This is a genomic window from Mesorhizobium sp. M1050, from assembly GCF_040318715.1.
Taxonomy (GTDB): Bacteria; Pseudomonadota; Alphaproteobacteria; order Rhizobiales; family Rhizobiaceae; genus Mesorhizobium.
In genome coordinates this window covers 34,364-54,863 of sequence record NZ_JAMYMV010000046.1, presented here as the reverse complement: position 1 = coordinate 54,863, position 20,500 = coordinate 34,364, and the positions used below count along the sequence as shown (strand labels likewise).

Annotated in this window: 22 protein-coding genes and 4 pseudogenes; 12 read left to right on the top strand and 14 right to left on the bottom strand. The window is 62.5% G+C overall.

From position 1 onward, the window contains the following. Nucleotides 1-189 precede the first annotated feature (189 nt). Nucleotides 190-357: a hypothetical protein gene (locus tag NKH57_RS22885; RefSeq protein WP_023757353.1), complete on the top strand. Its 168-nt coding sequence runs from the start codon at nucleotides 190-192 to the stop codon at nucleotides 355-357. 72 nt (nucleotides 358-429) lie between these two features. On the opposite strand, the gene NKH57_RS22880 is transcribed toward NKH57_RS22885, so the two are convergent. Next, nucleotides 430-1,131, bottom strand: coding sequence for a response regulator transcription factor (locus NKH57_RS22880; protein ID WP_023757354.1), 702 nt, complete (start codon nucleotides 1,129-1,131; stop codon nucleotides 430-432). 45 nt (nucleotides 1,132-1,176) lie between these two features. On the opposite strand from NKH57_RS22880, the gene NKH57_RS22875 reads away from it, so the two are divergent. Next, a complete protein-coding gene (locus NKH57_RS22875; RefSeq protein ID WP_198032173.1) occupies nucleotides 1,177-1,950 on the top strand; it encodes a response regulator in 774 nt (257 codons plus the stop codon). Between the two features lie 79 nt (nucleotides 1,951-2,029). Then, nucleotides 2,030-4,117 carry an ATP-binding protein gene (locus tag NKH57_RS22870; protein ID WP_352947508.1) on the top strand — a complete coding sequence of 696 codons (2,088 nt, stop codon included), beginning with the start codon at nucleotides 2,030-2,032 and terminating at the stop codon, nucleotides 4,115-4,117. Between the two features lie 113 nt (nucleotides 4,118-4,230). Here the strand turns inward: NKH57_RS22870 and NKH57_RS22865 are convergent, their stop codons facing one another. Next, nucleotides 4,231-4,641: a hypothetical protein gene (locus NKH57_RS22865; RefSeq protein ID WP_023757357.1), complete on the bottom strand. Its 411-nt coding sequence runs from the start codon at nucleotides 4,639-4,641 to the stop codon at nucleotides 4,231-4,233. A gap of 430 nt (nucleotides 4,642-5,071) precedes the next feature. On the opposite strand from NKH57_RS22865, the pseudogene NKH57_RS22860 reads away from it, so the two are divergent. Together NKH57_RS22860 and NKH57_RS22855 are read left to right on the top strand one after the other, a co-directional pair. Then, a pseudogene (locus NKH57_RS22860) lies at nucleotides 5,072-6,275 on the top strand (aromatic ring-hydroxylating oxygenase subunit alpha). Between the two features lie 108 nt (nucleotides 6,276-6,383). Then, nucleotides 6,384-6,500 (top strand): annotated as a pseudogene (locus NKH57_RS22855) (Fe3+/spermidine/putrescine ABC transporter ATP-binding protein); the annotation flags it as partial. On the opposite strand, the gene NKH57_RS22850 reads toward NKH57_RS22855, so the two are convergent. Genes NKH57_RS22850 through betI form a run of 3 tightly spaced genes read right to left on the bottom strand, consistent with a single transcriptional unit; the run spans nucleotide 6,464 to nucleotide 8,757 of the window. Then, the gene (locus NKH57_RS22850; protein ID WP_352947506.1) at nucleotides 6,464-7,774 is read right to left on the bottom strand and encodes a flavin monoamine oxidase family protein; all 1,311 of its coding nucleotides are present in this window, start codon (nucleotides 7,772-7,774) and stop codon (nucleotides 6,464-6,466) included. The pseudogene NKH57_RS22855 and the gene NKH57_RS22850 sit on opposite strands and share 37 nt — an antisense overlap. After that, a complete protein-coding gene (locus tag NKH57_RS22845) occupies nucleotides 7,771-8,019 on the bottom strand; it encodes a hypothetical protein (protein WP_352947504.1) in 249 nt (82 codons plus the stop codon). Before NKH57_RS22845 ends, NKH57_RS22850 begins: the two co-directional genes overlap by 4 nt. 24 nt (nucleotides 8,020-8,043) lie before the next feature. Then, nucleotides 8,044-8,757: a transcriptional regulator BetI gene (gene betI / locus NKH57_RS22840; RefSeq protein ID WP_352947502.1), complete on the bottom strand. Its 714-nt coding sequence runs from the start codon at nucleotides 8,755-8,757 to the stop codon at nucleotides 8,044-8,046. An 87-nt stretch (nucleotides 8,758-8,844) separates the two neighbouring features. Here betI and NKH57_RS22835 point away from each other — a divergent pair. Further along, nucleotides 8,845-9,107 (top strand): annotated as a pseudogene (locus tag NKH57_RS22835) (aminomethyl transferase family protein); the annotation flags it as partial. Nucleotides 9,108-9,109: 2 nt separating this feature from the next. Next, the gene (locus NKH57_RS22830; protein ID WP_352727534.1) at nucleotides 9,110-9,367 is read left to right on the top strand and encodes a hypothetical protein; all 258 of its coding nucleotides are present in this window, start codon (nucleotides 9,110-9,112) and stop codon (nucleotides 9,365-9,367) included. Nucleotides 9,368-9,373: 6 nt separating this feature from the next. On the opposite strand, the gene NKH57_RS22825 is transcribed toward NKH57_RS22830, so the two are convergent. The 4 genes from NKH57_RS22825 to NKH57_RS22810 form a co-directional block, all read right to left on the bottom strand. Further along, nucleotides 9,374-10,432: a dipeptidase gene (locus tag NKH57_RS22825; protein WP_352947499.1), complete on the bottom strand. Its 1,059-nt coding sequence runs from the start codon at nucleotides 10,430-10,432 to the stop codon at nucleotides 9,374-9,376. A 143-nt stretch (nucleotides 10,433-10,575) separates the two neighbouring features. Then, nucleotides 10,576-10,875, bottom strand: a complete 300-nt coding sequence (locus NKH57_RS22820; RefSeq protein ID WP_023757367.1) for a GNAT family N-acetyltransferase — start codon at nucleotides 10,873-10,875, stop codon at nucleotides 10,576-10,578. 3 nt (nucleotides 10,876-10,878) lie between these two features. After that, a complete protein-coding gene (locus tag NKH57_RS22815) occupies nucleotides 10,879-11,499 on the bottom strand; it encodes an alpha/beta hydrolase (protein ID WP_352947497.1) in 621 nt (206 codons plus the stop codon). 4 nt (nucleotides 11,500-11,503) lie between these two features. Then, on the bottom strand, nucleotides 11,504-12,436 hold the full coding sequence (locus NKH57_RS22810) for a VOC family protein (RefSeq protein ID WP_352947494.1): 933 nt from the start codon (nucleotides 12,434-12,436) through the stop codon (nucleotides 11,504-11,506). 228 nt (nucleotides 12,437-12,664) lie between these two features. Between NKH57_RS22810 and NKH57_RS22805 the strand changes: the two genes are divergently transcribed. Beyond that, nucleotides 12,665-14,215 carry an alkaline phosphatase family protein gene (locus tag NKH57_RS22805; RefSeq protein ID WP_352947492.1) on the top strand — a complete coding sequence of 517 codons (1,551 nt, stop codon included), beginning with the start codon at nucleotides 12,665-12,667 and terminating at the stop codon, nucleotides 14,213-14,215. A gap of 66 nt (nucleotides 14,216-14,281) precedes the next feature. Here the strand turns inward: NKH57_RS22805 and NKH57_RS22800 are convergent, their stop codons facing one another. Then, a complete protein-coding gene (locus tag NKH57_RS22800; protein WP_352947489.1) occupies nucleotides 14,282-15,529 on the bottom strand; it encodes a PRC-barrel domain-containing protein in 1,248 nt (415 codons plus the stop codon). A 279-nt stretch (nucleotides 15,530-15,808) separates the two neighbouring features. Between NKH57_RS22800 and NKH57_RS22795 the strand changes: the two genes are divergently transcribed. Beyond that, complete coding sequence (locus NKH57_RS22795; protein ID WP_352727538.1) at nucleotides 15,809-16,729, top strand: diacylglycerol/lipid kinase family protein; 921 nt, start codon at nucleotides 15,809-15,811, stop codon at nucleotides 16,727-16,729. Between the two features lie 29 nt (nucleotides 16,730-16,758). Here the strand turns inward: NKH57_RS22795 and NKH57_RS22790 are convergent, their stop codons facing one another. Continuing rightward, the gene (locus tag NKH57_RS22790; RefSeq protein ID WP_023757374.1) at nucleotides 16,759-16,932 is read right to left on the bottom strand and encodes a hypothetical protein; all 174 of its coding nucleotides are present in this window, start codon (nucleotides 16,930-16,932) and stop codon (nucleotides 16,759-16,761) included. A 137-nt stretch (nucleotides 16,933-17,069) separates the two neighbouring features. Between NKH57_RS22790 and NKH57_RS22785 the strand changes: the two genes are divergently transcribed. After that, a complete protein-coding gene (locus tag NKH57_RS22785; protein WP_352604735.1) occupies nucleotides 17,070-18,602 on the top strand; it encodes a sensor histidine kinase in 1,533 nt (510 codons plus the stop codon). A gap of 63 nt (nucleotides 18,603-18,665) precedes the next feature. On the opposite strand, the gene NKH57_RS22780 is transcribed toward NKH57_RS22785, so the two are convergent. The 3 genes and pseudogenes from NKH57_RS22780 to NKH57_RS22770 all read right to left on the bottom strand — a co-directional run. Further along, nucleotides 18,666-19,124: a hypothetical protein gene (locus NKH57_RS22780; RefSeq protein ID WP_352947484.1), complete on the bottom strand. Its 459-nt coding sequence runs from the start codon at nucleotides 19,122-19,124 to the stop codon at nucleotides 18,666-18,668. Nucleotides 19,125-19,136: 12 nt separating this feature from the next. Then, on the bottom strand, nucleotides 19,137-19,463 hold the full coding sequence (locus tag NKH57_RS22775) for an ElaB/YgaM/YqjD family protein (RefSeq protein WP_352828382.1): 327 nt from the start codon (nucleotides 19,461-19,463) through the stop codon (nucleotides 19,137-19,139). Between the two features lie 126 nt (nucleotides 19,464-19,589). Next, nucleotides 19,590-19,826, bottom strand: a pseudogene (locus NKH57_RS22770) (Crp/Fnr family transcriptional regulator); the annotation flags it as partial. Here NKH57_RS22770 and NKH57_RS33860 point away from each other — a divergent pair. Then, nucleotides 19,731-20,063, top strand: a complete 333-nt coding sequence (locus NKH57_RS33860; protein WP_502907330.1) for a hypothetical protein — start codon at nucleotides 19,731-19,733, stop codon at nucleotides 20,061-20,063. The pseudogene NKH57_RS22770 and the gene NKH57_RS33860 overlap by 96 nt on opposite strands. 28 nt (nucleotides 20,064-20,091) lie before the next feature. After that, complete coding sequence (locus NKH57_RS22765; protein WP_050589472.1) at nucleotides 20,092-20,496, top strand: response regulator; 405 nt, start codon at nucleotides 20,092-20,094, stop codon at nucleotides 20,494-20,496. Nucleotides 20,497-20,500: the final 4 nt, after the last annotated feature.

The following is a 20,500-nucleotide window of genomic DNA, read 5'->3' as shown; positions in this document are numbered from 1 at the left end:
CGCGTGGTCGCGCCCCCCGCCGGGGGGGGGGGGGGTCGTGCGGGGGGGGGGTGGCCGCCCCCCCCCCCCACCCGGGGCCCGCGCGCCCCCCCCCCCCGGCCCGCCGCGGGGGGGGGCGGGGGGGGGGGGCCACTTCGGGGGTGTCCTGAAGCGATCCGCAATACATTTCAATTTTGGGAAACTGCTACGATGAACACGAAATTTGCCGCTTCGGTGCTGTCCGCACTGCTCTACGCACAGGGTCTGCTCGGCTTTGCCGGGCTTGCCACCGTGCTCCTGAGGGACCGCGCCCATGCCAGTGAGCTCACCATGGGCGGCGACATGCCGGTGGGCCCATCACTTCTGCTGGTACGCTGAGCGCCGGGAGCATCGGGCCCAGAGATGGAAAATCCGATGCCCGACAAAAGAGCGAGCGTCAGCGCCCGGCAGTCAGTCGGCGAATTGCCGCGGCGGATCGAACCGGTAACCGGCGCCGCGTATGGTGGTAATGGTTTCGGTATCGAGCTTGCGGCGCAGCCGCACGATGCGCGAATCGATCGAGCGATCGAACGCGTCGGCGTTTTCTGCCGGCGCTGCGGCGATGATATCGTCGCGCGTCAGCACCTTGCGCGGACTGGCCAGGAACAGCCGGAGCAGCGCCACCTGACCCGGCGAGAGCTGTTCTTCCGTGCCGGAGCGATGCATGACCATGGCCGACCTCAGATCGACGGTCGCGTTCTCCAGCACGATCAGTTCCGGGGTGCCCCTGCCGCGTCGCGAAAGCAGGCCGCCAACACGGGCGGCGAGCTCCCTGACATTGAGCGGGCTCTCGACGACGTCGGCCGCCCCAAGCTCCAGCGCCAGTACCTTGTCGACAAGATCGGCCGGCCGGCAGATCAGGATGAAATCCGGTCCGCCCTCGCCGCCCCCGCCTTGGCCGCCATAACGCCGAAGCAGGTCCCGCCCCTCGGCCTGGCTGAGACTGTCGCCGACGACGACGACGTCGATGCCCTTTCCCGACAGCAGCGATTCGGCCTCCCAGGGCTGGCGCGCCTGATGCACATCATGTCCGCGCCGCTCGAGATGGTCGGCGAGCTCGGTCGCGATCACTTCGGCAACAGAGACAAGCGCGATGTTCGATCGTGCGGCCATGTTTTCAAACCGTTCCCTGGCAACCGGATATGAGTGCTGGACATCATGTTTATACCCAATCTACTTTCCACTGAAAGTGGGAGCGAAAACATCGTGCGGGCAAGAATTGTCATCGTCGAGGATGAGCCCGACTTGAGGGATGCGGTCGCCGAATATCTTGGCGCCGCGGGCTATGACGTGGTCACCGCCGAAAGCGCTGCCGCCGCACGCAGCCTCGTTGAAACGCAGTCGTTCCATCTCGCCATCCTCGACATCGCCATGCCCGGCGAGGACGGCCTCTCGCTCGGCCGCTGGCTGCGCTCGAAACTGCCGATCGGCATCATCTACGCGACCGCCGCCGGCACCGCGCTCGACCGTATCGTCGGGCTGGAACTCGGCGCCGACGACTACATCGTCAAACCCTACGAATTGCGCGAAGTGCTGGCGAGGGTCCGCAGCGTGTTGCGCCGGGTTCCCCAGCCGCAGGAGCTTCAGGACAAGAAGGCCAGGACGGATCGTCGTTCCGTTGCATTCGGCCCTTTCCAGGCCGATCTCGACGGCAGGCTGGTCACCGGCGCCAACGGCACGGTGGTCGACATGGCCAAAAGCGAATTCGACGTGCTGGAGGTTTTCCTGACCCGCGCCAACCGGCTGCTGACCCGCGCCGCGATCTCCGAGGCGATCGGCTTCACCGAAGATCCGGATTCATCGCGCGCGGTCGACATTCGCATCATGCGGCTGCGCAAGAAGATCGAGACCGATCCGGCCAACCCGAAATTCCTGCGCACGGTGCGCGGAGAGGGTTATATCTTCTCGCTGCCGACCGGCGACGGCAACTGAGCTCCGAGGCCAGTGGGGTTCGGATTCGCAGCTGTTGCTCGCTGATCGAATTGGCACGGTTCCGGAATGGCGGCAGAAGATGATCGCTGAAGCAGCAAGCACGGATATGCAGGGGTTCAGGCAGGGCGCGGCAATGGCGGCAGTCCGCGTCGTTCGCCGACTGCGTGAGGCCGGAGACTGGCAGCGCGAGATGGACGGCATCCTGGAAACGCTCTGCCGGGCGATAGATTGCCAGCGTGGCATCCTGTTTCGCTTGCGCGAGCTGCCTGGCCAGGGTTTCGCCCAGTCCGTCGCCGCCTACTGGATCGACCCTCTCTTTGGTGGCGAACTGGCGTCGCCGACCGTCATCGTGCAGTCGATCGTCAATTCGGATCCGCTGCTGGAGCGACTGGCCGAGGACGAACGGCAAGGCAAGATCTTCGCCGGGCATACGCGCGATCTCGAGGGCTTTCTGAGAGCCGATTTCGAAAAGCAGAACATCAAGTCTTTCCTGTCGGTGTCGGTCTTCGCGCACGGCCATCTGTGGGGCACGCTGGCGGTCAACGATTGCGTCAACGAGCGTAAATGGACCGATGAGGAAGAGGCGACGCTGCACATCATCGCGCTCGCCATCGGAGACGCCATCGAACGCTCGCCCTCCGAAGCCCATGCCAGCGAGGTCATCCGCCGCACCATGCTGCAGGCCTCCCTCGATGCCATCGTCGTCATCGACGAGACCGGCTCGATCATCGAATTCAATCCGGCCGCCGAGAAGATGTTCGGCTTCCAGCGCGGCGACATCCTCGGCAAGGACTTGCTCGATACCATCGTGCCTATCTACTACCGAAAGGGCTATGCTTCGGGGGCCGAATACATGACCGGCCGCGGCGCGCCAATGGTCGGCCAACGGCTTGAGACGGTGACCCAGAACTCAGCCGGCGAAGTGTTCCCGATCGAGCTGACGGCGACCGAGATGCGGGTCGCCGACCGTCGCCTGATTTTCGGCTCCATCCGCGACCTGCGCGATAAATTGCGCGCCGAGGAGGAGATCGGCCGTCAGCGCGAGAAGCTGCACCAGAACGAAAAGATGGCGGCGATGGGTTCGTTGCTGGCCGGCGTGTCGCACGAGCTCAACAACCCTTTGGCCGTGGTGGTGGCGCAATCGACGCTGCTGCACGAATTCGCCTCCGATCCGCAGACCAAGGTGCGCGCCGAGAAAGTACGTGCCGCCGCCGAGCGCTGCGGCCGCATCGTCAAGAGCTTCCTGTCGATGGTCCGGCTTCATCCCGCGGCACAAGCCGAGACCGACCTCAACCAGGTGATCCGGGCGGCGCTGGAAGTGACCGCCTATGGCGCGCGCTCAAGCGGCATCATCATCGACACCGACTTCGCCGCCGGCCCGCTGCTGGCCATGGCCGACGCCGACCATGTGACGCAGGTGGCCGCCAATTTCCTTATCAACAGCCAGCATGCCTTGGCTGGCATTGCCGGCGATCGGCTGATCAAGGTGAGGACGTTCCGCAGCGACCGGGGTCATCCCTGCTTCTCGGTCGAAGACAATGGGCCCGGCGTGCCGGAAGCGATCCGCAGCCGCATTTTCGAATCTTATTTCACCACCAAGCCGGTTGGCGTCGGCACGGGCATCGGCCTGTCGATCTCGAAATCCATCATCGAGCGGCACAATGGCAATGTCTGGTTCGAGGAAGTGATCCCGAGAGGCGCGCGTTTCGTCGTCCAGTTGCCGGCCATTGTGGCCGGCCTCGCCACTACAGGCGACAACCAGCCGCGATCCAGCGGCCTGCGCCATGCCCTGATCATCGACGATGAGCCGGATGTCGCCGGCTCGCTCTCCGATATTCTCGAACTGATGGGCATCAAGTCGCGGATCGTTCCAGTCTGGGAATCGGGTGCGGCCACCTTGAGCGGCCACATGCCGCCTGACATCGTCTTTTCGGACCTGCGCATGCCCGGCATCAGCGGCATATCGATCTATCGCGAGTTGCTTGCCGAAAAGACTGACCTGGCACGGCGTTTCGTGCTGGTCACCGGCGACCTTATCGGCGCGAAAGCCGAAATCGAGGCCTTGCCGGCACATCAGCGGCCGGAGATCCTCGAAAAGCCATTCAGCACGCTGGATGTGCGCAGCGTACTGTCGGCCATTGCCGAGCAGGCGATGACAAAAGGATAAAAAGGGGCCCCCGACTTGCGGCGGGAGCCGAAGGGAGCGCTGAGGAGCGCTCGGGGAGGTCAGAGCATGATCCCCAAACGGGAACCTGTTTCGGAATCATGCTTCGACAGAAATCAGAAAATGTTCGGCGTGTCGGTCAATGGCGCCGCGTTGGCGATCATGCGGATCGCGCGGGTCTTGTGCACTCCGGACTGCTCGGCGATGGCGCGGAGGCAATCGATGCTCTCGGCGCCCCAGGCTTGGCCCTTGCAGGCGAAGTCGGTCACCGGGATCGGCAGACGTGCGGTCTTGGTCGTCGTCTGCGCGCCCTCGATCAGGTTGGCCGGCGGGTTTAACGAAGCGAAGGCTGGCCCGATTGTCGGCGTGAACGCCATGCCGACGAAGGCGCAAGCAGCCAGCACCATGAACATCGCCATGGGATGGTCGCTGGCCCGCTGGCGCAGCGCCAGTTTCGGACGGCGGTCATTGCGCTCTGGAGCCTGGAGGCGGCGTCCGCCGCGGATCGTCTGGATTTTCGCATACATTGCCTTCCCTTTCGCTGAGTTTCTTTTTTGGTGATGAAACGAACTTAGCCGCGCTTTGTAACAAGGCAAGGTGGACGCAAGACCAGCAATGTAACGAGTTTGAAACGGCATTTCGGGCAAAACCGGGCAAAGTCGGGCACTCATCCGCCCCATTCCGACAGCGACTTTCGACCGATTCCAGCCGATTCCTCTGAAAAGCGCCCTCGGGCTCCGCTCCGATGGTTCACGAAGTCGGGTCCAGACCGCGCCCTGAAACCCCGACTAACACCCGGATTCTTCGGGACTTTCCGGGCCGCCAGCAGCGCGGATTTTGCCGCCGGAGGCCTCGCGGATTCTGCTGGGAATCCAGCCCGTTTTGCACAAACCATTGCATTTCAATGCAAAATATGCTTGTATTGAACAAGTATTCAATAAAAAGAAGAGACGTTTTATGAACCCGCTCCTCCGCGACCTGGCGATCCCCAACGATTGGGACCGGCGGGGACTACCGGGCTGGAGCTACCATTCCGATGCCCTTCTCGAGCTTGAGAAGGAACATGTCTTTCGGAATCATTGGCAAATCGTCGGGCATTTATCGGACGTACCTCTCGCCGGCGACTATCTGACCATGGACGTCGTCGGTGAGCGTGCCCTGATCGTGCGCGGCAAGGATGGCGTCGTGCGCGGTTTCAACAATATGTGCCGCCACCGCGGCAGCCGCGTCGTCGCCGAAAGCCAAGGCAATTGCAAGAATGCGCTGGTCTGCCCGTTCCATGGCTGGGTCTACAATCTCGACGGCACGCTGCGCGGTGCCGCACGCCCGCGCTCCTTCCCCGACCTCGACAAGACCGAATTCGGCCTCATGCCGCTCGATCTGGAAGTCTGGATGGGCTTCATCTTCATCCGTTTCCGCAATGGCGGGCCGCAGCCCTCGGTTGCCGAACTGATGAAGCCGATCGAGCCCGAATTCGCGCACTACAGCGCCGCCGACATGGTGCCCTCCTGGGGCATCTGGACGCAGAAGAGCCCGGTCAACTGGAAGTCGGTACGCGATGTCGACAATGAAGGCTATCACGTCGCCATGGCGCATCCTGCGTTGCAGGACCTCTATGGCGCCACCTATTTCGACGAGCCCTTCATCAACGGCGTGTCGCGCTCATTCGCCACTTACAACCCGCATGCCGGGCGGCGCTGGAGCGTCAAGAACTACGTCAAGATCGCGCCGGAGCCGGCGCATCTGCCCGACTACCTGAAGAAGGCCTGGGTCTATTACGGCATCTTCCCCAACGCGGTCATTTCGATGATGCCGGAATCGGTGCAGTTCTATCAGGAGTTTCCGCTGTCGACGGGCGAGACGCTGCTGCGCGGCGCCGTCTACCGCTACCGCGACGAAAGCCGCAAGCAGGCCGCCGCCCGCTACCTCTCTTTCCGCATCGACCGCGACACCATGTCGGAAGATGTGCAACTCTCGGTGTGGTCGAACGAATCCATGCTGTCCGAAGCCTTCGAGGGTTTTTATCTCTCCGACCTCGAATACGGCGTGCGCACCCACCACGACCATCTGCGCAAAGATGCTGCCGGTGCTGGGCCTGGAGACCGCGCCCGAGGAGAAGGACATGTGGAATTTGAATGACGCGCTGAGGTCGAGGTCGTAAGGGCAGACGACGATGAGCGCTCCTCTCCCTGTAGAACGGGAGAGGGGAGCTATCCCCATCAAGCACATGTTGATCAGCGGCCGGACCAGCAGGCCGAGCTCATGCGAGCTCCTGCGACCGCTATCGGTGACCGAAACCAACGATTTCGGCGCCGACGACACCCCGGTCGGGACCTCGATCCGCCTCGCCTACGATCCCGAGGCTTTGGTAGCGATTTCCGACTGAAGCTCGGCGATCACCCTTCGCGCAGCGATCCGTCCGGCAATGATGGCGCCTTCGACATAGCCCGGAAATGACGGCGACAGTTCCGAACTGGCGAAATGCACGGGTGGCGCGCCGGCCAGGATGATGCGCTCGGCGTCGGTCGCATCCATGTCGACGATGAGGTCGCTGTAGCCGCCGACGCCGCCGAGGTCGTCGAACCAGTATCGGACGGCAAGGCCGATCCACTTTGCAGCTTCCGGACCGAGCGCTGCAACGAGACGCGCCGCAATTCTGGTGCGGAGGCCTTCCTGTCCAAAGCCACGCCATTCGATGGCCGATGGACCGCCGATGAAAACCGCCAGCGCCGGATGATCGTCATCCTTGCTGGCGTCGCAGGCAAACAAACCTGGCTGGTCACGCCACATCACCATGCCGCTCAGGCCCTTGGCTCGCCAGAAGGTGGTGGGATAGCGCAGCAGCATCTTGATCACCGTCCCGCTGCGCCAGACGCCAAGTGCTTTCTCCAGAGCCGCCGGCAGTGGCGGCGAATAATCTATCCTCGAGGCCATGACCGGCGGCACGGCGACGAGCAGACAACGAGCCTCTATCGAACCCGCGCTGGTATGGGTGGACACGCCATTTGCGCCTTGCTCGATGCGCGTGACATGCGCGCCAAGCCGCACCCGGGCGCCCAGTTCTTGAGCCAAATCCTCCGCCAGCGAATGCATGGTCTCTGCGAGAAAATATTGCAGCTCCGACACCTCGTTGGTGATACGGCGATCATTGTCGATGAGATGCCAAAGCGGCAGCTTCTCCAGCGCCTGGCACCACAGACCTTCGATCATTGAGCGAAACGCTGCCTTGGCGTCCTTGGGGTCGTCCTGGCGATCGAGCCAGGCGGCGACTGACAAGCCGGCGATATCAGTATCACCAGGCGCGATCGCGTTCATGCGATCGCGGATCGCCATCGAGCCGACATAGGTTCGTTCCGCCTCCCCCGCAGACATAGCCGGCTGGGCGACGAATTCGCCGTCTACATAGGTCTCGACCAGCGTCTTGCCGTGCTCCTCGACCAACGCCATCAGCGCCGGCATATCCTCGCACAGGAACTGACCGCCGCTGTCGACACGCTCGCCGTCGCCGATCGCCATGGACTCGACCCGCCCGCCGACGCGATCGCGGGCTTCGAGCAGAACGAAATCGATGCCGGCTGCCTTGAGCGCAAGCGCTGCCGACAGGCCGGTGAAGCCTGCGCCGACGATGACGACATCGGGTCCTTCCTGTTCGTTCTTCAATAGCCGGCCTCGATCTTCTCGAACTCTGCCACCCTGCGCTGCTTGAGCTCCGGCGCCACCGGCTGCTGGAACTGCGTGTTGTCGAAAAACTTATCGAGATTGTCGAAGCCACGCTCGACCAGCACTGTGTGGTCGATCGCCGCCATGCCGGCGCAGTTGCCATGGCCATAGCCGAAGGTCTTGACCAAGTGGTCCGACACGCCGGGCGCCAAGCTCACCGTCAGGCCTCGGGTCAGTATCTTCATCGCCGTTCCATCCTCTGTCGTTTTCTATGGTTCCGTCGCGCCGGCGGCCTTCCACGGAAAGTGCCTGGGGAATGCGGCCGACAGGAATTCATTGGCCGCCTGCAACGCGATCTCCCTGGTGGTGTCCTCGGTTCCCATCGTCAACCGCAGCCACAGCCCCTCCAGCATGGCGCTGAGTGCCAGGGCCATGACCTGCGGCTCATACGCATAATCGCCGCTCTGCTTGAGCGTCGCGCACAGGTCGATGAATATGGTCTGATAGACGGCATCGCGCGCATTGCTCAGCGCCTGGTAGTTCGGCCGCGACTTGGCCTCGCCCCAAAAGGCGCACCAGGCGGCGAGCTTGCGCTTGTTGCAGATCGAACGGTCGAAATCGGCGGAGACCAGGGCATGAAGCTGATCGGCGGGGTCATCGCCTGCCTTCTGCAAGGCATTGCGCCAGTGCGCCGAATACTCGTCATACATATGTTGCAAGGTCGCGATGAGCAGCTTTTCCTTGCTCTCGAAATGGAAATTGACGATGCCGCGCGACAGGCCGGCGCCATCCGCGACATCGGCCATCGTGGTTTCCGAGTAGCCGCGCTTGGCCAGGGAATCGATCGTCGCCTCGATGAGCTGATGCTGCCTGACTTCCTTCGAGGCCTTGCGCCCGCGCTTTTCGGATTCGCCTTTCCGCGCCGATTCAACGAGGGCCTTCTTGGCGACTGCTGTCTTCATGGGTCTGATGGTCTCCAGCATCGCCGGCTATTCAACCGGCTTTCGACCGCAAAGTCAGTGGGACGGTGCTCACCGCTGTCAAGCACCTTCTGCATGACTTTCCAGGTTCGCAGGCTGCGCCACGTCCTTGTCGGGTTGGAGATCGAAGACAACACCCCGGCCGAACACGCCATCGTCTACCACGATGGCCAAGGGCAACATCGCCATCGCTGGCGCGGCCATGTGGTGATACTATGGTTGGCGACCACTGGGTCGAGATCTATGCCATGCGCGAGCTGCAGTACGAGAAATTGATGAAGCGGGCCAAGGTGGTGGCACGGCCGTTCATCAAGCTCGACCGCCGCGCCGCCAGTCCGCCGGCGGATTTCTGATCATGGACGACGCCGACAAGCCTGGAGAAGATGGGGAAGCCGCCGAGCAGTGGGCGCTCATCAACACGCCCCTCGGCGAAAAGTGGTCTGGCCGCACGCGCTATGCCGCCGCCATGTTCTTCTACAAGCGCAACGAGATGAGCGCCGAGACGCTTGAAGTCTACCGCATTTGCGCACGGCTCGATTCCGAAAATCCGCTGCCGATCATCCGTGATCGCGGGATCGGCAGCGATTGGCTGAAGCGCATGGGCTTCCAATAGGTCGTTCTAACCGATCGTCTTCTCGAGCATGTTGAGCCAGTTGCGATAAGCGATCTTCTCGATCAGCGCGCGGCCGAAGCCACGCGCTGCCAAAGCATCGATCAACTTCGGCAGGCCGGCGACGTCGCCGATGACCGCCGGGATCATGGCACCGTCGAAGTCCGAGCCGAGGCCGACGCCGTCCTCACCCAAAGCCTGCAGCAGTGAATCGACATGGCGCACCATGATGTCGAGGCTGGTGTCGGCATTCATCCGGCCGTCCTCGCGCAGGAAGCCGGTGGCGAAATTCAGTCCGACCATACCGCCGGATTCGCGGATCGCACCGAGTTGCCAGTCGATGAGGTTGCGCGAATGGCCGCTGATCGCATGCACGTTGGAATGGGTGGCGACCAGCGGCGCATCGCTGAGTGCGGCAACATCGCGAAAACCTTTTTCATTGAGATGCGAGAGATCGATCATGATCTTCAGCTGGTTGCAGGCCTTGACCAGCGCCTTGCCGGCATCGGTCAGGCCGGGCCCTGTGTCGGGCGAGGAGGGGAAGCGGAACGGCACGCCGTGACCGAAAGCATTAGGCCTGCTCCAGACGATGCCGAGCGAGCGCAGGCCGGCCTGATGCAGCACGTCGAGCATGGTAAGCTCGGGATCGATCGCTTCGACCCCTTCGATATGGAACACAGCTGCGATCGAACCTTGCGCCATGGCATTGCGCACGTCGCCCGCGCTGCGGCAGACGGTGAGAGCTCCGGCCCGTTCCAGCCGGAACAGGATCGAGGCCATCGCGATCGTCGAGGTCAGCGCATCACTACGCGGAACCTCGGGCGGCAGCGGCTCCGCATCGCTCGGAGCCAGGGGCACGGGGCTGCGCCTGGATTTCTCGACGGGCGGCGGAAAGATGGCGAACATGCCGCCGGCAAAGCCGCCGACCTTGGCACGCGGCAGGTCGATATGGCCGCCCGATTTTCCCTCTATGAACAGCTTTTCGACATCCGCGTCTTTCGACTGATAAAGTCTGAGCAACGTATCGTTATGGCCGTCGAAGACGGGAACGAGGTCGGTTTCGGTCATGGGGGATCATTCGGTTCGTTTGTCGGCGATGTGGCTGCTGTAGATCATATCTACTTAGGCAGGATGCGCCACCCGGGCAAATGCCAAAGCCACCCCGGTGAGACTGCAGCCGCTTGCCACGCCGTTTGCGAACAACGATATCGCTACTTCTTCAGCACGTCGGCCCATTCCTGGTGGCGGCGGAACTGGGCGTTGGCGAACGGGCAGAGAGGAATGATTTTCTTGCCCGCTGCACGCGCATCCTCGACGGCGCGGGTGACGAGCCGAAGCCCGGCACCCTGGCCGCGAAACGCGTCCGGCACCTCGGTGTGGTCGATGATGATCTGGTGCTCGCCAATCTTGGTGAAGGTCATCTCGGCCTCGGCGCCACCGGGCCCGCGCAGGACATAGCGCCCCTTGGAACCGCGATCCTCCAGTTCGATCTCAGGCAGTTGGTCAGGCATCGCTTACACTCCTTGGGTGGCGCCGGCGAAGAGCCGCCGCGCCGCTTCGATCTCGTTTGGCCGCACCTCGTGCCCGCCTTCATGCCACTCCACAGTGACATCGGCACCATCGGCACGCAAATAGGCTTCGAGCCGCGTCGTCAGGTTCGGCGGGCATATCGGATCGCGCTTGCCGGCGGTCAACAGAATATGACGGCCCGCGAGGCTACCCTTGACCTTCGGTTCGAACGGGATGAGCGGATGCATCAGCACTGAGGCGTCGAACTGCGCCGGTCTGGCAAAAATAACGGAGGCCAGGATGTTGGCGCCATTGGAGTAGCCCAGGCCGAGCACGGCCGACGGCTTTGCCGCCTCGACATGCGCCTTGACGAAGCCCGCCATCTTGTCCGTCGCCCGTGCCAGATCGTCCATGTCGTAGACGCCCTCGCCGGTGCGGCGAAAGAAGCGCGCGGCGCCTTGTTCCGACACATCGCCCCGCGGCGAAATGATGGTCGCCTGCGGCGCGAGATCGCGCCCCAGCGACAGAAGCTGGTTCTCATCGGCTCCCGTGCCATGGAGGACGAACAGTAGCGGGCCGCCCGGCGAACCGGGCAGCAGCTTGTGGATGTACGCGTCCTTGCTCATGAGCTCAGCCTTCCAGTTTCTGCAGATGCTGTTCGAGATGGGATCGCAGGTGCTGATGCTGCGTCGGCAGCTTCAACGCCTCGCCGAGATGAGCGGTATCCTCGTCGCGATCGAAGCCTGGCTCGTTGGTGGCGACTTCGAACAGCACGCCACCCGGCGTGCGGAAGTAGATCGCCCAGAAATAATCGCGATCGATCACCGGCGTCACTCCATAGCCGGTGTCCATCAACGCCTTGCGCACTTCGAGCTGCTTGGCGCGGTTCTCGACCGCGAAGGCGACATGGTGGACGGAGCCGGCGCCCAGATCGGCAAAGGCCGCGGTCGGCAGCGATTCGATGTCGACGACATCGGCGCCGTTGCCGTTCTTCAAAGCGAGCCGCCTGACATTGCCTGATCTCTCGATCTCCTCGTAGCCCATGAATTTCAGAAGCTCCTCGGTAGCGCCGCCATCCTTCAGCTGCAGCGACACCGAGTGGAAGCCGCGGATCGCCTCATCAACGGGAATGCCGCCTTTCGCCCATGGCGCTCTGCTGTCCGCCTTGTCTTCGACCAGCGCGAAACCATCGCCATCGGGGCCTGCAAAGGCCAGACGCTTCTCGCCGAACGTCACTTCGCGCGACACGCCGGCGACGCCTTCGTCGGCAAAACGCTTTTCCCAATAGCCAAGCGTACCCTCCGGCACCGAATAAACCGTGGTACCGACTTCGCCGACGCCATGCCGGCCCTTTCCGATATTGGGGAACGGGAAATAGGTCATCACCGAACCGGGCGTGCCTGTCTCGTCGCCATAATAGAGATGGTAGACATCGGGCGCGTCGAAGTTGACGGTCTTCTTGACTCGGCGCTGGCCGAGCTTCTGGGTGAAGAACTCATTGTTCTGCCGGGCATCCCTGGCCATCGAGGTGACGTGATGCAGGCCCTTGATCTGGTCGAGCATTGTCTTGCTCCTTCCCTTGATGCTTGTGCGGCCCTCGCCGCTGTCCACGCCAATATGAGGATGCGGGCGCTTAAGGCAAAGGCGGCAAACACAGAATGGACTGTGTTGTACAAGTGAACAATTGATGCGGAACCGTTCACCAAACGACTTACAAGACAGACTTGCGCCGTCGGCAGAATTCGGTTCCATGAGCGGCGTTTTCGAGCATCCGGACAGGGGGTATCGCGAGTGACTGGGAAAACCAGGCGGCCTAACATTCTGCTGATCACATGCGACCAGTGGCGCGGCGATTGCCTGTCGGCCGCGGGCCACCCGCTCGTGAAGACGCCGAATGCCGATGCGCTGGCCGCGGAGGGTGTGCTGTTCAAGCGGCACTATGGCGGCGCGGCGCCCTGCTCGCCGGCCCGCGCCTGCTTCTACACTGGCCTCTACCAGATGAACAACCGCGTCTGCCGCAACGGTACGCCGCTCGACGCCCGTCACGGCAATATCGCGCTGCATGCGCGCGGTCTGGGCTACGATCCGACGCTGTTCGGCTACACCGACGTCTCACTCGATCCGCGCTTGCTGGCGCCGGGCGACCCGCGGCTGCAAAGCTATGAAGGCGTGCTGCCGGGCTTTGCGGTGCGCCAGTTGCTGCCCGAACATCAGAAACAGTGGCTTTCCTGGCTGAAGCAGCGGGGCGTCGACATCAGCGCCGGATCTCCCGACATCCACCGCCCGGTGGCCCAAGGCAAGGCCATCGCATCCGTCAGCAACGCGCCGCCTGTTTACACCAGAAACGAAACCCCGGCCGCCTTCCTGACCGGCGAATTCACGCGCTGGCTCGGCGAGCAGGAGGACGCGGCGCCTTGGTTCGCGCATCTTTCCTTCATCAGCCCGCATCCGCCCTTCATCGTCCCGGAGCCCTACAACACGATGTATGATCCGCGCGACGGACCTTCCTTCCAGCGTGCGGCAAACTGGCAGACAGAGGCCGAAAGCCATCCCTATCTCGCCTTTGATCTAGGCCGGCAGAAGCAGATGAAATTCCGTCCCGACGCCAAGGGCAAGGTGCACGACTGGAACGAGGACGACTTTCGCCGCATCCGCGCCATCTATTACGGCATGATCTCCGAGGTCGACGCGCAGCTCGGTCGCATCTGGCAATCGGTCAAGGCCGGGGGCGCGTGGGACGACACCATCATCGTGCTGACATCGGACCATGCCGAGATGATGGGCGACCATTTCATGCTGGGCAAGGGCGGCTACTTCGACGGCAGCTACCACATTCCGCTGATCATCCGCGACCCGCTCCACGCCACGGCTGCCGGCGGCAGCGTCGATCGCTTCACCGAAGCGGTGGACATTTTGCCGACGCTTCTCGATCTGCTCGGCGAAGCACCCGCGCCGCATCTCGACGGATACTCGGTGAAGCCGTTCCTGGACGGCGGAAGCCCTCCGGACTGGCGCGATGCCGCGCACTGGGAGTTCGATTTCCGTTCGATCGCCGATGGTGAGGCTGAACGGCATTTCGGCATCGCCTCACGCCAGTGCAACCTCGCCGTCATCCGCACAGAAAAATTCAAATATGTGCATTTCGGTGGCGGCCTGCCGCCGCTGCTGTTCGATCTGGAAAATGATAGGGGCGAGTTGAACAATCTGGCCGCCGATCCAGCCTATCTCGTCGTGCGGCTGGAGTTCGCCGAACGGCTGCTTGCCTGGCGAGCCGAACATCTCGACCAGTCGCTGGCACTGGCAGAACTGACCGAGCACGGCGTGGTTGGTCACATAGCCTAGAGTGGCAAGGGAATAGGGCAGTAAGGCGAACCGGTACGTCGACGGTCCAGCCCTACTGCCTGTTGCCTACCTCATGATCATGCGCTGCTGATCGCGCTTTTGGGCATAGCTGCCTTTGTCATAGGCGGTTTGAGCCTCAAGCTGTTGCTTGGTGAAGGTCGTGTAGAGATACTTCTTGCCGTTCTTGTCGGTCATGAATTTGAGATTGTCCATGCCGACCGCGACTTCCTTCGCGCCAATGCCGAGGAAGCCGCCGACATCGACGATCACGGCATCGGGTTTTTTGTCGGGGGTCAAGACGACGTCGCCGATCACGCCTACCTTGGCGTCGTTGGCACCGTAGACGGTGGTGCCCTTCAGATCGTTGACGCGGATCTCACCAACCGGCATTTCCGTCAGCGCAGACTTGTCGATGGCTGCGGTCTTTGTCTGGTCAGGTGCCGTCGCGGCGGCCGGTGCGGTTGCTGGAGGCGCATTGGAAGCCGTCGTTGCCGGCAGCGGATCATAGGCCTTGCGGTTGAAATCCGGCTGCGCCTGCAGCTCTTCCTTGGTGGTCTGGGCCACCAGCCAGCGATCGCCGTTCCTCTCGGCCCATTTGGCCTTGTTGAAATCATAGGGGACGTTCTTGGCCCCTATACCAAGGAATCCGCCAACGCCGATGATCAGGGACTGCGCTTTGCCTTCCTTGGTCAGAACGATGTCGTTGACACTGCCAATGTTCTGCGCGTCATCGCCGGTGCCGTTGTAGACGGTTTCGCCAATGATGTTGGTGGCAAGATTGCCGTCGGCGCGCTTCACGGGTTCCGTCGGAGCGGCGTTCATGTCGACAGGCTTTTGCGCGGTATCCGTCGTCGCAGGTGCTGTTGGCGCCGCAGTCGGAGCGGCAGGCGCAGGAGCGTAGGGTTTCGTGTCGAATTCAGCCTGCGCAGTCAACTCTTCCTTGGTGGTCCGGGCAACCAGCCAGCGGTCGCCGTTCTTTTCGGCCCATTGCAGTTTGTCATAGTCGAACGCGACATTTTTCGTGCCTACACCCAGAAAGCCGCCCACGCCTATGATGACGGATTTCGCCTGCCCATCCTTGTCGAAGACGACGTCAGTGACTTTGCCGATATTCTCGGCATCATCGGCGGTGCCGTTGTAGACGGATTCGCCGATGATGTTGGTGACGATGCTGCCCTCTGCGCGCACTGGAGCGGCGCCTGGCTGCTGAACGGCAGGACCGGTCGCTGGCGCCGGGGCTGTCGTGCTCTGCGCGTAGGCCCCGGTCGCGACCAGCGCTGCGAGTGCGGTCGTGGCTAAGAGGTTGCGGGTCATGATGTTCTCTCCTCGTGCCTGATTTCGTGCTCGCCACGCATCGTCGCTAAAGGCGATCGGACGCGGCGTCTTTTACAGCTTCACAACGTCGTGAGCATGCTGTTGTTCCGACAAAAAGCGCGGGCATCCGTGCCCGAAAGCACCGGACGAGTGCCTTGGCCGCAGAGCGAGCCGAGCGAATGTCGATTGCTCTCGAGCGGAACCTTTCCCGCTTCGCCGCGTTTCTGCCTGCGGCTGGGTCTGTCCCGGTCCAACCATGGTCGAATAACGGAGCGGGGCATGAAATTTGCAGCGGTGCTGAACCGGGAAGGTGGCACCTTGCGCACAACCGACATTGCCGCTTTCTCCGATAGGATGCATCGGACGCTGGAGACGGCAGGTCACTCTCTCAGCATCGAGATTGTCGCCGGCAAGGATGTAGTGGAAACGCTCGACAGCGTGGCTTCACGTCGCACTATCGATGTCGTGCTGGCCGGTGGCGGCGACGGGACCATTTCCGCCGCGGCTGCCCGGCTAATGGGCACGAAGAAGGCGCTCGCCATATTGCCGGCAGGTACCATGAACCTGTTCGCGCGCGGGCTCGGTATTCCCCAGACGCTCGATGCCGCGCTTGAATCTTTCGCCGACGGCGAAATCATTGCGGTCGACATGGCGACTGCCAACGGCAGGCCCTTCATCCACCAGTTCTCGATCGGCATACATGCGAAGCTGGTGCAACTGCGCCAAAAGATGGAGTTTGGTTCACGCCTGGGAAAAATCCGCGCCTCGGCCAAGGCGGCCTGGGCCACGATCAACAATCCACCGGCGATGAACGTGACGCTCAGCATCGGCGACGCCGAGATGGCGGCCCGCATTACCGGCATCGGCATCACCAACAATCTGTTCGGCGAAGGCCACTTGCCCTATGCCGACAACCCAGCAGGCGGCGTGCTTGGCGTCTATATCACGGTGGCGCAACAGCGCGCCGAACTGGTCAAATTCTTCTTCAATATGGCGCGCGGCAAATGGCGCGACAACGAACATGTCGAAATTCATCAGGCGAACAAGACGGTCCTGAAAATCCATTCGGGGAGCAGCAAGTTTCGTGCCGTGATGGATGGAGAACTGGTTCGTCTCGACCGTGAAACGACGATCGAAATCCACCCTGGCGCACTGAATGTCCTGGTGCCGGCCAGCGTCGCCGAGGCAAAGGCTGCCTGATGCGATCTCTAGCGATGAAGCCCGAAAATCTAGCCGCTCGGCGCACTTCCTTGCTCTGTCGCCGGCGTCTTGACAATTTCACCATAGATCTCGGCGATGCCCCAGGCAGCGAAGGCCAGCAACAGCGCGGCAATCAAAATGCGCAGGCCGTGCCAGCCCCATCGCCCCTGACGCGCCTTATTTTCGGGAATGATCTTGGGCATGGTCGGTCCTTATCTCGTTTTGCACCAGGTGACGCGTCTGGCACAATATGGTCAGGTAACGGTTCCTCGCTAGGATGGTTCCGGGCCGACGAAGACGGCGCGCGGGCGAGGACGAAGACCGGGCATTGGGGACTTGGGTGAATAGCAAGGCCAAGATAGTGCCGGATTTGCCGGCCGAAGTTGCGTGCGCGGTCGAGGACGAGGACCGGCTGGCCGTGCTGCATGGGCTGGAGATACTGGATACTGCGGCCGACCCGGATTTCGACCGCATCAGCAGTCTTGCCGCGGCGGTGATGCAGGTGCCGATCGCCACTGTCACCCTTGTTGACCATGGGCGGCAATGGTTCAAATCCTGCTTCGGTTTGGACGAGACCGCGGCCGCGGCCGACACGTCCTTCTGCGCCCATGCGATTGCCGCCGGCCACGAACCGATGGTGGTCGCGGATGCAACGACGGATCCCCGTTTCAAGACCAACCCGCTGGTCACTGGCAAGCACCATGTACGCTTCTATGCCGGCGCGCCGATAATCGTGGCGGGTGCGCGCATCGGCGCGCTGTGCGTGCTCGACAGCAAGCCTCATCCCTTTCCATCCCGCGCCGAGCTCGACCAGTTGAAGGCGCTCGCCGACCTCGCCGCCAGCCTGTTCATCTTGAAGGACGCGACCCGCAGCGGCGCCATCGCCGAGGCTGCGCTCGTGCGCGAGGAAAAACGACGCGCCATCGCGCTCGACGCGGCATCGCTCGCCAGCTGGGCGTGGGACATCCGTACCGACGTCATCGAATGCGACACGTTGCTGACGGAGCTGTTCAACCTGCCGCGCTCAAACCGGCTGCGGGCACGCGACATCCTCACCGCCATCGATCCGCGCGACGTCTACCAGACCGAGACCCGTTTTCGCGATGCCTTGACTGGCAGCGACGACTATTTCGGCGAATACCGGGTGAAGGGCATTCATCCGCCACGCTGGCTCGCCACGCGTGGCCGCGTCATCGAGCGAGACGGCGACGGCAAGCCGACGCTGATCTTCGGCGTCAACTACGACATATCGGAGCGCAAGCTTGGCGACGAACGTCAACGGCTGCTGCTGCGTGAGCTCAACCACCGCGTCAAGAACACGCTGGCGACGGTCCAGGCACTGGCGACGCAGACCGTGCGTCACGCCCGCCAGCCGAGCGAATTCCTCGAGGCCTTTGGCGCCCGGCTTCAGGCCTTGGGCATCGCTCACAGCCTGCTATCGGACCGCGAGTGGCGCGGCATCGGCATCCGTGAACTCGTCCAGATCGAGGTCAGGCCCTTCGACACGGCCAAACAGGCGCGCCTGACGATCTCCGGCGACGATTTGCTGCTGTCGCCCGACCAGGCCGTAGGGCTCGGCCTGATCCTGCATGAACTGGGTAGCAATGCACTGCAGTACGGATCGCTGTCGGTCGTATCAGGCAGGATTGATCTCGGCTGGAGGAAGCAAGGCAGAAAGGGCGCCCAGCGCCTTGTGCTGACCTGGCGCGAAAGCGGCGGCCCGCAAGTCGTCCCGCCTGAGCGGCATGGCTTCGGCTCGATCCTCATCCGCCGCAGCCTTGCCAAGGTCATTGCCAGCGAAGTGACCCACGAATTCCGACCGGAAGGCGTGTTTGCCGAGATATCGATGCCGCTGGAGGATCTGTCGAAGTAACAGGCCATAATCCCGAAAAGTGGAAGCCGATTTCGGAAAAGATCATACTCGACAAAAAAGACCCTATTTCCGCTCGCTCTCGTCCGGATCATCAGGTTTCACATTCTCGCGGTAGATCGCGTAAGCCGCGAGCGCTACAGCCGGACCGAGAATGACACCGAGACCGCCTTTTCCCTTGAGCAGCGTCGGCAGCACGGCGAGCGCAGCGGCGATGCCAACTGCTTTCATGTCGGCGTTGCGGCGTTGCGCCCGGCGTCGGGCGCGCGAGCCTGCGGATAGCTGGTAAATCAGCAGAATCAGCCCGGCAAGCACCAAGAAAGCGGCGCCAAAGCCCAGCGCGGCGGCAAGCGACCCGTAGCGCGTCGCCGCCCAGATATAGGCTGCGCCGACCAGAAAACCGAGACCACAGAGCGCGGCCGTCAGAGCCAGCCCATAGACGATTGCCGCCCTGCGCGCCCGGCGCCCGGCGGCAACGGCTTCGCCCGACGCCAAGCCGGAAATCAGGGATGCGAGCATTCCCATCAGGGGATGCGACTAGCGACGCGCGAGGAGCGCGAAAAGGAAACCGACGCCGGCAGCGATCGCCAATGACGTCACCGGTTTCTCACGCACGCTTGCCATCATTTGTGCTTCGATATCCTTGGCGTTGCTGCGCAGGCTGTCAAAGGCTGCTTCGCCTTGCGCACGCAACTGCTCGACGCCTTCCGTGGCTGCACGACGCGCGGTGCCATAGCCATGCTCGCCGGTCTTGGCCAACTGCTTGGTGAGCTTGTCGATATCGGCCTTCAGCTGCCTGATATCGGCTTCGAGGTCCGCATTTGCACGGGCCTCGCTTGCGGTCTTTCCTGCGGCAGTTGCCATCGCTTAACTCCCTGTGATTGCTCGATTTCAAACGCGCCGCATGTCTCAAGGTTCCGACACCGGGGACAAACTAGCCGAAAACTCATCGGCGCGCACCCGTCCGCCGACAAGGCAAAAGGCGCCTCGTCAGATCAGCGGCCGGCGCGCCTCGCCCAACCCTTCCCAGCTGGCCAGTCGCTTTAGCCCTTCAGCGTCGATGATTTCGCAGCCGCCGTCGCGCCAGGCGATCAGTTTGCGATCCATCAGCTTGCGGATCGTCTTGTTGGTATGAACCAGCGACAGGCCGAGCGTGTCGGCGATGTGTTGTTGAGTGATCGGTATCTGGATGGAGTGCTTGCCGTTCAGCCCGACGACCTTGGCCCGGACCGTGGCACCGTTATCGACGGCGAGTTGCCCTTTTTGAATTTGCTGACGAAGGCCAGGTCCTGTTTTTCGAACTCGCGGAAAACCGGCAACGGCCGCAACGGGCAGTTCTCGCAGCTATATTGGCGGGTAGAGGGGGGCTGCTTTGCGCTGAAAAGCCGCTCTTCGGACGAACTGCATTTCAACGCGTTGCAAGGATTGAGGTTCCGCCGCCGGCCACATGTCTTTTTTAAATGACAGCACGCCAATTAGTGATCATGACTTAATGCGTTTCAAGGAGACATCGCCTGTGCCCACATTGCTTGACGGATTGCGGATTCTCGTTCTGGAGGATGAATTTCTCATCGCCATGGATGTCGAGCAGCTTTGCCGTGACCACGGCGCCGGTGAAGTGGTGATCGCCCGCGATCTGACCGAGGTCGATGGCCGCGAGGTCGCCACACAGTTCGATGCAGCCATTGTTGATCTCATGGTGGCCGGTGCCTCGACACTCGATTTCGCTTCGGGGCTGCGCGCGGCAGGCGTACCTTTCGTATTTGCGACGGGCTATTCGGATGCCGATGAAATCAAGGCAGCCTTTCCTGGCGTCAGGCTGGTCGGCAAACCCTATTCGGGTGAAGACCTGGTGCAAGCGGTGGCGGCGGCCTGCGGACGTGCCTTTTCCGATTGAAACA